Raw genomic sequence first — 12,605 nt, 5'->3', positions numbered from 1 at the left:
AGCTCGAGATGGCGTGATACTCAAGTCCTCTAGGAGAAACCACGACACCCCCGGGCCGAGAGGCGACGGGGGTGTCGTGGTTTTCTCTTGAGTGTCATGGCCCGCACAGTGGCATGGGCCATGCAGCCTGCGTGACGGCTAGGGTGCGTTAGCCACTGAAGCGATTTCCTGACAGAACCCTCAAAAAATAACCCAGATTCCTTACCTGAACGCGCGCGTGTATACCCATACAAGGCTGAAAGCACAACGCTGACAAAACAGAATTTTATGGGTTAGCATCCTCAGACACACAAGAAAATTATAGGAACGCGTATGTTTAGTTCTTCCATCCGCCCCCTCGTCTTCTGGCCACCGTTCATCCTGCTGATAGTCGCAGTGGCAGCAAGCCTTATCAATCTCGAAGGCTTTCTCGCCACCACGACGGCCTTGAATGACTGGGTACTCAACAAGTTCGGTTGGCTGTTCTCGATTACGGCACTGGCGATGGTGGTGACATGCCTGATCACTTACCTGTCACCACTGGGCCGCACGCGGATCGGTGGTGAAAATGCCACGCGAATCCTGACACCCTGGCGCTGGTTTTCCATCACGCTATGTACCACGCTGGCCGTCGGCATCATGTTCTGGTCGACCGCAGAACCGCTCTATCACTTACACACTCCGCCCGGCTCACTGGAGGTGACGGCGAACTCTCCTGAGGCAGCACGCTTTGCACTCTCGACGATGTTCCTGCATTGGTCATTCACGCCCTATGCGATCTATACCGTCCCGGCATTGCTGTTCGCTCTGATGCATTACAACCTGGGCAAGCCGTTCTCGCTCGGCACGCTCTTCGTGCCGCTGTTGGGTGATCGCCTGATCGGCCGCAAGGGCCGCGCGCTGGATGCACTGGCATTGTTCGCACTGGTCTGCGGCATGGCATCGTCATTGGGCACCGGCGCCATGACACTGGCCGGCGGCCTGGACCGCTTCCTGGGGACCGGCACTGGCCCGCTGATGCTGGCACTGGTGACTCTCGCCATCGTGGCCTGCTTTACCGCCTCCGCGGCCAGTGGTCTGCAGAAAGGCATTGCGCGTCTGTCCGCCATCAACGCCAAGGCCTTCTTCGTCTTCATGGCCTTCGTCTTCCTGTGCGGCCCGACCCAGACCATTCTTGGCTATGGCACCGAAGCTGCGGGTGAGTATTTCAACAACTTCATGCAAAAGAGCCTGTTCACCGGGGCCTTCGATGACGATCCGTGGCCGAAAAGCTGGAGTATCTTCTACTGGGCCAACTGGATGGCATGGGCACCGATTTCCGCCCTGTTCCTGGGCAAGATTTCCCGTGGCTATACCGTGCGACAGTTCATGCTGATCAACCTGGTCGCGCCGGCACTGTTCTCGATTACCTACGTGAGTGTCTTCGCAAGCTCCACTATCCAGTTCGACATGCAAAGTGGCGGTGCGCTTTACCAACTGCTGAATGAGTCTGGTGCAGGCTCCGTCATATATGCCCTGTTTGACGAACTGCCGATGAGCACCCTGGTCAGCGCCGTCTTCCTGATCATCGCCTTTCTGTCCTTCGTGACGGCAGCCGACTCCAACACCGAAGCGATCAGCCAGCTGTGCAGTACCGACAGCCAGGCCGCCATGGCCGGTGACAGTGATGAAAATACCCATGATCGTCTGCTCATGAAGATCATCTGGGGCTGCACCATCGGCGCCGTCGCCTGGATCATGACGGCCTTCGTGGGCATTGATGGCATCAAGATGCTCTCCAACCTCGGCGGTGTGCCGGCGCTGTTCATCGTGATTGCCGCCACGGCGTCCCTGCTGCGTCTGGTGTCGATCGGTACCGCCAAGATCGGTCTCGAGCACACGCCGTCACGTAGCTATTCTCCCGAAGCGCACCTGCGCTGGGAAAGCACTCGCAAGACGGCAGAAAGCTCTCGGTAAGCCAAGCCCTGCGCCGAGCATGCCTGCCTTGGGCATGTTTAAAACGCCCTGTCTTCGGACAGGGCGTTTTACTGTAGGTAGGCCGCTTTGAAGACTCGCTCTCCCATGGGTCAACTCCCCCTCCAAGCCGAGTCAGTCGTTGCCTGAGCCATTGAGGGAGTCTTTTCCTCAAGCATTGGACAAGTAATACGCATGACGTAATGACAACGATTTATTCCACTTTCTGGCACCATTCAGAACACTCAGCAAATAAACACAACTCATGCCGAGTAATATTATTTATATAATACGTCATGTCTTCCATGCTGCTCTGGCACGTGTCACGCAACTGAACATCGTCGAACCCGCTCGTCCAACCACCGTTGACGTGAATGAGAGGCAAGCTTTCCCCGCCAGGGTGTGGACATTGACATGCGCATAATTTATCGTTGCCAACGAATTTGATAACGAGAGAAAATAAAAACACCGTTTTGCCAAGCTTGGGGCTGACCAACAACTCGCATCAGCGCCCTTGCAAGGCTTGACCGATAACAAGGACGCGTATGCGATATCATTATTCCGATGAAGGCAGATGCATGCCACGCCGCCCTCCCCCAAGCTCCCGCCTGACCGGGAAGTGCCACCAACTCCGTCTTCATTGACCGAGATTGCCGATTATTGATGACGCGGCCCATGTGCTGCGCTGGATGCCATTTGCTTGAGCAAATGACGCAGAACTACGTCCACGGCTAAGAACCTTCCCCTCCTTACTCGTCGCTATCGACAACCGTTTGCCCTCGGGCAACTGCGTTGCGTAGCGCCCTGTTTCCCTACCGAGGGCCAGTTCTTGAACAACGAATCGCTATATCAATTCTCTACCCTGACTGTCGTACTGCTGCTGCTTGCCTTCTATGGCGGCACCTACCTGATGACGCTGGGGATCCGCAAGAAAAATGAAGATGCCGATGCCTTCATGGTCTCCAACCATCGCGTTGGCTTCGGCATGGGCGCGGCGAGCATGACGGCTACCTGGATCTGGGCGGCCTCCTTCTATGCTGCCGCCACCTCCGGCTATACCTATGGTGTCTCAGGGCCGATCCACTATGGCCTGTGGGGTGCACTGATGATTCTGTTCATCTACCCCTTCGGCCGCCGCTTCCGCAAGCTGGCGCCCAATGCGCATACACTGGGCGAGCTGATCCATGCGCGCCACGGCTCCTCCAGTCAGCTGATTCTGGCGCTCTCCAACCTGCTGGGTAGCGTGATCAGCCTGATGGTCAACTTCACTGCCGCCGGGGCGCTCGTCTCCGTGCTCTCGCCGCTGTCCTTCCAGGCGGGCGTGATCATGGCGGGCGTGGGGGTGCTGTTCTATACCCTGTGGTCGGGCTTCCGCGCCTCGGTACTGACCGACTTCGCGCAACTGGTTGCCCTGATGGCGATCGCCATCGTGATCATTCCGGCAGTGTTCTTTGCGATGGGTGGCCCGACAGAGCTGGTCGCAGGCCTGGATAACCTGACGCCTGAGCAGGCCGACTTCTTCTCGACGGATGCCATCCTGAATCAGGGGGCGCCCTTCTTCGTCGCGGTACTGGCCTATGCGATCGGTAACCAGACCATTTCCCAGCGCCTGTTCGCCGTCAACGAAGACCACATCAAGCCGACCTTCCTCACTGCGACGCTGGGTTACGGCGCCATCGTCATCGGCCTGGGCATGATTGGCCTGATGGCACTGACACTCGGGGTGGAGCCGCTCAACGGCGACATGAACAACCTCATCCCGCAGATGGTGTCCGAGTATCTGCCGCCGTTCTTCATCGCGCTGTTCTTCATTCTGGTAATCGGCTCGCTGTCCTCCACCGCGGATTCCGACCTTTCCGCGCTGTCCGCCATCATCATGGCCGATGTCTATGGCAAGAATATCGCCCGCGGCAAGCCAGACCCGAAGCGCATGCTCTTCATCGGCCGCTTGACCATGATCATCGCTACGGTGCTGGGCATCGTCTTCGCCAGCTTCTCACTGGATATCCTGGTGATGCTGGTCTTCGTCGGGGCTCTGTGGGGCGCGATCGTCTTCCCGGTCATCGCCAGCTGCTTCTGGAATCGAGTGACCAACACCGCCTTCACCACGTCGGTCATCGTCGCGATGGTGATGTTCTGCCTGGCACGCTTTGAACTGGTGCCGCTGACGGGCATGAGCGGTCTGTTCTTCGAGCTGCTCGCCAGCATCGGCGGCGGCGTGATCATCGGTCTGATGGTATTCGGCTTCCTCGGGCGCATTCTCGGCATCCTTGCGGGAATCGCGGCCATGATCGCCATGCTGATCTTCGCGACTGACTTCCTGCGCGACTACACCGTCCTGCTCGCATCACTGACCGCTTACGGCACCAGCACCCTGGTGTGTGTGGTCATGAGCCTCGCCAGCCGCCAGGAACGCTTCGACTTCGACACCATCACCGCACGTGTCGGCAACTATGACGAAGCACTCGACTCAGGCGGTCGTGATACGACAATACCGATCCAGACGCAGCCTGCTGCCTCCACCGGCGCATGATTCTGGATAACGTCCGAGACAGAACAGGGAGACAACACTCATGACATTGCTATTTGCCACCTACGTACTGGTATGGCCAGTGCTCACCCTGGCGGTATTGATCGTCATCTGTCGCGCGGTCGCACGTGATCGTCGCAGTGCACGGCAAGAAAACCGCGAGCTGGTATGAAGCTCCTGGCGTAATGTGACGCCATGAACGCAAAAGCCCGCCTCTGGAATGTCCAGAGGCGGGCTTTTGCATAAGGCAGAGAGATGGAAAAACATGCCGAGGTCACCCAGAAGACCGGCTCGGCGATCTACTTCGCTGACCCGCATAGCCTCGGCAGCAAGATTCGAACGGGAATACCAACAGACTGTTGCGGCAGTATCTGCCAAAGGGGACGGATCTCTCCATCTACAGCCCAAAAGAGCTCGACGAAATCGCCGACCCATTGAACACACGGCCGCGCTAGACACTGGATAGACGAACCTCACTGGAGGTCTACGCCGTGGTGCTCAAGAAATCCGTCGGCGGTCCCAGCACCTTTCAATAGCGTTGCGCTTGGAACTTGAGACCGCCGTCATATGGAATATATATTAAAAAAACTTCACGAATCGGACAGTTTATTCCATTCCTTTTCAGCGTCTTCTTTGTTCATGCCATAACGCTCTTGAACCTTCCCGACAAAGTGCTCCTTGCGACCCGCAATTTCGTCGACATCTTCATCTGTAAGCTCTCCCCAACCTTCGCGGACCTTACCTTTGAGTTGCTTCCACTTACCTTCGGCGATATCACTATTCATGGCAGTCTCCTGATTAAACAGATAATGCGATAAATAAAAATCTACCAATGACCAGTCACATGCTGTGATTGAGCCTCATGGCAGGCCACGAATATAAGCTAGCACAGATATTAGGGCTCAACAACAGCCCTACCACTTCACCTCATTAGTGGTGCGACCACTGACTTTACATGAAATATAGCGCGAGCCAGCCGACTCAATACAACATCATCGACAGAAAGTTCCCTTCATCTTTCCGTGGCATACCGCCATTTCCCAGCCTTCAACAACCAATGTGACAACTGTCATTAAATGTATAGGGCAAAATATTCAGCATACCCCATCAATAACTCACTATAAGGTGCCGGATGATCGATTTTTACAACGAATCTATCCTTTATTAGCCTCTCGTAAGCCCATCAAGCAATCCATACAGAAAAGGCATCATGGGTATCAAGCTGCACAATCAAGAGACAACGACACCGAAAATTCATGCCGACTTCCTAAGCAGCTCCTTCCAGCATTACGAACAAGATCTCGCTCGTCAGTTTGCGGTCAGCGTCTCAACCATCCAGCGATGGCGTTACAAAAAACCCGCGGCTAACCGCGGGCAAGATCGAAACACTGGCAGGCGATGATCAGCTTGGCATCCTGCTCCTAGAACCATACCTCGCTCTGGACACCGAAGGCCCATTCGCCTCCCGTGAAGCCTGCACTCCCGAGGGCATCGTCTTCGGAGTAATCATTGAGCTCCTCATCCCAGTCACTCCAGGACGCGAACAGGCGAATTTCCGGACGCTTCCAGAAGCCACCGACCTCAGGCTTGAAGGTCGGTGCAATGGTGAACTTGCGATACCCGCCTTCCACGGCATTGCCGGTCGAGCCGGGGTCCAGGTCCATCCATTGATAGCTCAGCTCGTACTGCATCTCGAAATTCGTCGTCAGCTCATTGGCCAGACGCGCATTGAAGGTCGCCCAGGAATACTCATCTCCGTCGTCGTAGCGATCTTTGCTCACCTCTGCCAGAACGGCTGGTGCGAAGCGCCACTTGGGTGCGAGATAGGTCGTGCCGTAAAGCCCCAGGCGAGTAGAGGTGGCGTCATCCGTCAGGTTCCCGTCAGCCCCGATGACCTTGGTCTCCGCGCCGAGCCCGCGGCCATGCAGCACGGCGGCCTTGAAGCTGCCATCGGCGAGGCCAAAGAAGCTGTCGCCATGGTAGGCCAGCATGGTGTGGAAGCCGGAATCGGCCGCTTCGGCCCCCGTGTCCATGGCGCGCTCTTCATTGTCTGCCGCCGACAGGGCACTGACCATCCACTGCCAGTGGCCGACATAGTTGTTCATGGTGAACGTCAGGTTGTCGGTATTACCGCCAGTATCGGAGTCCTCTGTCGGGTATTCACTGTAACTGCGCCCGTAGACCGAGAAGTTGGCTTTCCAGTCATCGGCAAGCTGGACGTCGTAGATACCTGCGCCGGTCCCGGCGAGGAAGATGAAATCGCTGTCTAGCCAGTGGATATCGAAGTTGTCCCGATCGAAGCGCTTGCCCGCCCAGATGGAGGAATTCTCGAAGGCGCCGGTAAAGCTCGGCAGATCGCTCAACTCCACGAAGACCTGTCGTACGTTCAGACTGGACTCGTCCGAGGTCCAGTCGTTACTGGTCTCTACTCCGTCGGCAATCATGGTGCGGTAAAGCGCCTTCGTCCCGTTGTCGTAGCGGGTCTTGTAGTTGAATACCGACTCGACGTAGGTGTCGGGCTCGTTCCCCAGCCGCCCGACCGCCCCGCCCACCGAGCCCGCCGGCGTGAGATAGGGGCCGCCTTCGATGCTCTTTCCTCCTTCGCCGATCAATAGCCCGGAGCGGGCATAGGCATTGAAGGAGAAACCTTCTTCGCCACTGGCCTGGCGCTCGACGGCCGCCAGACGCTCTTCGAGGTCCTCGGTCTGCGCGGTCACGCGCGCGGGTTGATCAGCCGCATTCGACTGGCGCTGAACGGCCATCGCGCGCTCTGCCTCGGCGGCGCGACGCTCAGCCGCTCTGGCCCGTTGTTCGGCGTCATCGATACGCTGTTCCAGCTCTGCGAGCCGCGCCTCGATATCGCCTGTCCCGTCGGCATTGGCGAGTCCACTGGTGCTCATGACCGCTATGGCAACGGCCATGACGAGTGGGGTCTTGAGCGGGTGCTGAGGGGGAGTTGTCATGTTGAAGAGAGCCTTTGTTGTTGTTGACGAATCACTCGCTTGGCGATGATCAGCGAAGTGGCGCCCGAATCATTGGCGTTGGCGTTGGAGGGGTGGCCACATTCACTTAATCGTTTAAGACCCTAGTGGCAATCTGGCGCTCCAGACACACGACTTATGTCGAAATTCGACCAAAGGGGAGCGATCACCGCGTAAAACTCCCATTTCTGGCGACATATCGGTGACAGCAAGACCAAAGTTCAGGTTGCGGATGTCGACGCCAATCGCTTGACTGTGACTACGCCTTAATCGATTAAGAAACCACCATCAGACGACGTTGTGACTCTCCCCCACCCAGACGTCCGATGCGGGTCAAACAACAACAAGTGACGAGGATCCACCATGCAACGCAAGACGCTAATCGCCTCAAGCTTCGCCCTGCTGGGAGCAGCCACCACCGCCCCTGCCATGGGCGCGGACCTGACCATCTCCTGCGGTGCGGTCGGAGCCGAACTGGAACTCTGTGAACAGGGCGTCGCTGCCTGGGAAGACAAGACCGGCCATGAGGTCGATATCGTCTCCACGCCCAATTCCTCGACGGAACGCCTCTCGCTCTATCAGCAGATTCTGTCAGCGCAGTCCGGTGACATCGACGTCTTGCAGATCGATGTGGTCTGGCCGGGCCTGCTCGGCAATCACCTGCTTGATCTGCACCAGACGCTCGGCGAAAAGTCAGCGCAGGGCCACTTCAAGACCATCATCGACAACAACACGGTCGATGGCCGCCTGGTGGCCATGCCCTGGTTCACGGATGCCGGGGTGCTCTACTACCGCAAGGACCTGCTTGAGAAGTACGGGTTCGCACCGCCCGAGACATGGCAGGAGCTGACAGAGACTGCCACGCAGATCCAGGCCAAGGAACGCGAGGCCGGCAGCGAGAAGATGTGGGGTTACGTCTTCCAGGGGCGTGCCTATGAGGGCCTGACCTGCAATGCGCTGGAATGGGTCGCCAGCAACGACGGTGGCGCCATTGTCGATGCCGATGGCGAGATCACCGTCGACAACCCCAATACGGCCTCCGCTCTCGACCTGGCCGCCAGCTGGATCGGCGAGATCACCCCGCAAGGGGCGCTCAATTATTCCGAGGAAGAAGCCCGCGGCATCTTCCAGTCTGGCAACGCCGTCTTCATGCGCAACTGGCCCTACGCCTGGTCGCTGACCCAAAGCGATGACAGCAAGGTGGCTGGCAAGGTCGGGGTGGTCAAGCTGCCCCACGGCGCCGAGGGAGAAAGCGCGGCGGCGCTGGGCGGCTGGAACCTGGCGGTCTCGAAGTACAGCGAGAACCCCGAGCTCGCCTCGCAGCTGGTGGCCTTCCTCACCGGTGAGTCCGAGCAGAAACGCCGGGCCATCCAGGCCGCCTACAACCCGACCCTCACGGCGCTGTATCAGGACGAAGAGGTGCTCACCGCCGTGCCCTTCTTCGGCACGCTCTACGACACCTTCACCAATGCCGTGGCACGTCCGTCTGCCGTCACCGGTGACAACTACGGCCAGGTCAGCAACGCCTTCTTCAATGCGACCCACAGTGTGCTGAGCGGCGAGCAGAGCGGCGCCCAGGCCGTGGCTCAGCTGAAGGGCGAGCTGGCTCGCATCAAACGTCGTCGCTGGTAACCCGGGAGGTTTCGCATGACAACCACGCTCAATGAGTCAGTGCCGACGGACACGCCCTCGGCCCGGATCCGCAAACGCGGCACCAAGGTCAGACGCCAGCGGGTACGTGCGGCCTGGACCTATCTCGCGCCGATGCTGGTCGCGCTGGCCCTGGTGGCCGGCTGGCCACTGCTGAGAACCTTCTACCTCAGCCTGACCGATGCCTCGCTCTCGGACACGACCGGCGCCGCCTTCATCGGCTTTGAAAACTATCTCGTGAAAGACGACGGGGTCTGGTACGGCCTGCTGGCTGACCCGGTGTGGTGGAATTCCGTCTGGAACACCGTCTATTTCAGCGTCATCTCGGTGTCGCTGGAAGTCGTCTTCGGCATCATCGTGGCCCTGCTGCTCAACGCCGAATTCAAGGGGCGCATGCTGGTCCGCGCCGCGGTGCTCATCCCCTGGGCCATCCCGACCATCGTCTCCGCCAAGATGTGGGCCTGGATGCTCAATGACCAGTTCGGAATCATCAACCATCTGTTGATGGGGCTGGGGCTGATCGATGCGCCACTGGCCTGGACGGCGGATGCCGATCTTTCGATGTGGGCCGTGATCATGGTCGATGTGTGGAAGACCATCCCGTTCGTGGCACTGCTGGTACTCGCCGCGCTGCAGATGCTGCCCAAGGATTGCTATGAAGCCGCTGAGGTCGATGGCATCCACCCGGTGAAGGTGTTCTTCCGCGTCACCCTGCCATTGATCACCCCGGCCCTGCTGGTCGCCGTGATCTTCCGCCTTCTCGATGCACTGCGCGTCTTCGACGTCATCTATGTGCTGACCTCCAACTCGTCCAGCACCATGACCATGTCGATCTACGCCCGCCAGCAACTGGTGGAGTTCCAGGACGTGGGCTACGGCAGTGCCGCCTCCACGATGCTGTTCCTGATCATCGCGCTGGCCGTCGTGGTCTACCTCTACCTTGGCCGCCGCCAACTGGGAGTGGATAAATGAATCAGCATCCGATGAATCGCTACCAGATGACCCGACTCGCCAAGCTGGTCGGTAAATGGGCCTTGATCGCCATCATCATCGTCTACGCCGTGTTCCCCTTCTATTACGCGGTCATCACCTCACTGAAACCGTCCAGTGAGCTGTTCGAGGTCAACTACTGGCTGACCTCACTGGACTTCAGCAACTACGCCCAGATCTTTGCGCAGAAGAGTTTCCTGCAGGCGATCGGCAACTCGATCCTGATCGCCTTGAGCGTCGTGTTGATCGCGCTGCTGCTGGGCATCACCGCCTCCTATGCACTGGGACGCGTGCGCTTTCGCGGCCGCTCCACCGTGATGCTGATCATCCTCGGGGTCTCGATGTTCCCTCAGGTCGCGGTGCTGTCAGGGCTGTTCGAGGTGATTCGCAGCCTGAATCTCTACAACAACCCTGGTGGCCTGATTCTCAGTTACACCATCTTCACGCTGCCCTTCACTGTCTGGGTGCTGACGACCTTCATGCGACAGCTGCCCATGGAGTTGGAAGAGGCCGCGATCATGGACGGCGCCACGCCGTGGGAGACCATCACCAAGGTCTTCCTGCCCCTGATGTGGCCGGCCATGGCCACCACCGGGTTGCTCGCCTTCATCGCGGCCTGGAACGAGTTCCTGTTCGCCTTGACCTTCACGCTGACCGACAGCGAACGCACCGTGCCGGTCGCCATCGCCCTGATCTCCGGCGGCAGCCAGCATGAGCTCCCCTGGGGCCCCATCATGGCCGCCTCCGTCACCGTCACCATACCGCTGGTCATCCTGGTGATGATCTTCCAGCGCCGCATCGTATCCGGCCTGACCGCCGGCGCCGTCAAAGGATAATCTTCATGTCATTGCTCGAAGCCCAAATGCAGACCTCCTCCAGCTGGTGGCGCGGTGGCGTCATCTACCAGATCTACCCGCGCAGCTTCCTGGACAGCAACGGCGACGGGATCGGGGATCTGCCGGGCATCACCGCCAGACTCGATTACGTGGCCTCCCTGGGCGTGGATGGCATCTGGCTGTCGCCCTTCTTCACCTCTCCGATGCTCGACTTCGGGTATGACATCAGCGATTACCGTGATGTCGACCCGATGTTCGGCACCCTGGAGGACTTCAAGGTGCTGCTGGAGCGCGCTCACTCGCTCAATCTCAAGGTCATGATCGACCAGGTGATCAGCCACACCTCCGATCAGCATCCCTGGTTCCAGCAAAGCCGTCAGGACCGTACGAATGACAAGGCCGACTGGTTCGTGTGGGCAGACCCCAAGCCCGACGGCACGCCGCCCAACAACTGGCTGTCGATCTTCGGCGGCTCGGCCTGGACCTTCGATTCACGTCGCCAGCAGTATTACCTGCATAACTTCCTGACCAGCCAGCCCGACGTGAACTTCCACCACCCAGAGGCCCGGCAGGCACAGCTCGACAACATGCGCTTCTGGCTGGAGCTGGGCGTCGATGGCTTCCGACTGGATACCGTCAACTTCTACTTCCACGACCAGGCCCTGCGCGACAATCCCCCGGTGCCGGCGGGCGAAGCCAAGACACTGGGCGCCCCGGATTCCAACCCCTATACCTGGCAGCGCCACGTCTATGACCTGAGCCGCCCGGAAAACCTCGACTTCCTGAAAGACCTGCGCGCCCTGATGGATGAATACCCCGGCACCACCACGGTCGGGGAAATCGGCGATGACAAGCCGCTGGAGCGCATGGCGGAATACACCGCTGGGGGTGACAAGCTGCACATGGCCTACGGGTTCGATCTGCTCAATGCCCCGCATTCCGCAGGCTATATCCGCGAAGTCATCGAGCGCTTTCAGCGTCTGGCCGGTGATGCCTGGCCATGCTGGGCCCTGTCGAACCACGACGTGGTGCGCAGCGCCACCCGCTGGGGTGCCGATGAAGACCCGGTGGCCTACCCCAAGGTCGCCCTGGCCATGGTGTTGTCACTGCGCGGCAGCGTCTGCCTCTACCAGGGTGAGGAGCTGGGCCTGCCGGAAGCCGAGGTGCCCTTCGAGCGCATTCAGGACCCCTACGGCAAGGTGCTGTGGCCGGAATTCAAGGGCCGCGACGGTTGCCGGACTCCCATGCCCTGGCGTCAGACGGCCCGGGGGGACTTCTCGAATGTCGAGCCCTGGCTGCCGGTCGATGAACGCCACCTGCCGATGGCCGTGGCCAATCAGGAAGACGACGCCAACTCGGTATTGCATGCCACACGCACCCTGCTGAATTTCCGCCGCCAACACCCGGTCCTGCGCGAGGGGAACATTGAACTGGTGGACGTGGGTGACGAGCTGCTGGGCTTTCAGCGCGAGCACGATGGCCAGCGCATGCTGTGTCTCTTCAACCTGACCGGCAGCGAACGGACCACCGCACTGCCGCAAGCCTACACAGGCGACGCGCGCCTTCTCGAGGGCACGGGTTTCACTGCCGAACTGGATGAGGCTCAGTCCCAGGCAGCGCACCTGGTACTGCCGGCCTATCAGGCTGCCTTCCTGGCACTCGACTAACCTTCTTTCGAATGCCGGT

General features: G+C 59.2%; 9 protein-coding genes and 1 pseudogene. 8 read left to right on the top strand and 2 right to left on the bottom strand.

Going from position 1 to position 12,605, the window contains the following annotated elements:
• The first annotated feature begins 312 nt into the window (after positions 1 to 312).
• The 4 genes and pseudogenes from U0O11_RS06590 to U0O11_RS17630 all read left to right on the top strand — a co-directional run.
• Entirely contained in the window at positions 313 to 1,935 is a 1,623-nt protein-coding gene (locus U0O11_RS06590) for a BCCT family transporter (RefSeq protein ID WP_284891712.1), read from the top strand.
• Positions 1,936 to 2,761: 826 nt separating this feature from the next.
• Positions 2,762 to 4,465 (top strand): sodium:solute symporter family protein, encoded by a 1,704-nt coding sequence (locus tag U0O11_RS06585; protein ID WP_324692250.1) that lies wholly within the window; start codon positions 2,762 to 2,764, stop codon positions 4,463 to 4,465.
• 40 nt (positions 4,466 to 4,505) lie between these two features.
• The gene (locus U0O11_RS06580) at positions 4,506 to 4,634 is read left to right on the top strand and encodes a putative transporter small subunit (protein WP_233593508.1); all 129 of its coding nucleotides are present in this window, start codon (positions 4,506 to 4,508) and stop codon (positions 4,632 to 4,634) included.
• Between the two features lie 74 nt (positions 4,635 to 4,708).
• Positions 4,709 to 4,998, top strand: a pseudogene (locus U0O11_RS17630) (IS30 family transposase); the annotation flags it as partial.
• A 54-nt stretch (positions 4,999 to 5,052) separates the two neighbouring features.
• Here U0O11_RS17630 and U0O11_RS06570 read toward each other — a convergent pair.
• Together U0O11_RS06570 and U0O11_RS06565 are read right to left on the bottom strand one after the other, a co-directional pair.
• On the bottom strand, positions 5,053 to 5,247 hold the full coding sequence (locus tag U0O11_RS06570) for a CsbD family protein (protein WP_043334054.1): 195 nt from the start codon (positions 5,245 to 5,247) through the stop codon (positions 5,053 to 5,055).
• A gap of 636 nt (positions 5,248 to 5,883) precedes the next feature.
• Positions 5,884 to 7,425 (bottom strand): carbohydrate porin, encoded by a 1,542-nt coding sequence (locus U0O11_RS06565; RefSeq protein ID WP_324692246.1) that lies wholly within the window; start codon positions 7,423 to 7,425, stop codon positions 5,884 to 5,886.
• Between the two features lie 381 nt (positions 7,426 to 7,806).
• Here U0O11_RS06565 and U0O11_RS06560 point away from each other — a divergent pair, with 381 nt between their 5' ends.
• Genes U0O11_RS06560 through U0O11_RS06545 form a run of 4 tightly spaced genes read left to right on the top strand, consistent with a single transcriptional unit; the run spans position 7,807 to position 12,586 of the window.
• The gene (locus tag U0O11_RS06560) at positions 7,807 to 9,075 is read left to right on the top strand and encodes an ABC transporter substrate-binding protein (protein WP_324692244.1); all 1,269 of its coding nucleotides are present in this window, start codon (positions 7,807 to 7,809) and stop codon (positions 9,073 to 9,075) included.
• 15 nt (positions 9,076 to 9,090) lie between these two features.
• The gene (locus tag U0O11_RS06555; protein WP_324692242.1) at positions 9,091 to 10,065 is read left to right on the top strand and encodes a carbohydrate ABC transporter permease; all 975 of its coding nucleotides are present in this window, start codon (positions 9,091 to 9,093) and stop codon (positions 10,063 to 10,065) included.
• Positions 10,062 to 10,919, top strand: coding sequence for a carbohydrate ABC transporter permease (locus U0O11_RS06550; RefSeq protein WP_170877360.1), 858 nt, complete (start codon positions 10,062 to 10,064; stop codon positions 10,917 to 10,919). The genes U0O11_RS06555 and U0O11_RS06550 overlap by 4 nt, the downstream gene beginning before the upstream one ends.
• Positions 10,920 to 10,945: 26 nt before the next feature.
• On the top strand, positions 10,946 to 12,586 hold the full coding sequence (locus tag U0O11_RS06545; RefSeq protein ID WP_324692497.1) for an alpha-glucosidase: 1,641 nt from the start codon (positions 10,946 to 10,948) through the stop codon (positions 12,584 to 12,586).
• Positions 12,587 to 12,605: the final 19 nt, after the last annotated feature.

This window comes from Cobetia sp. D5 (genome assembly GCF_035666195.1).
Classification (GTDB): Bacteria; Pseudomonadota; Gammaproteobacteria; order Pseudomonadales; family Halomonadaceae; genus Cobetia; species Cobetia amphilecti.
The sequence above is the reverse complement of the archived record's forward strand: the minus strand, read 5'-3'. Positions and strand labels throughout refer to the sequence as shown.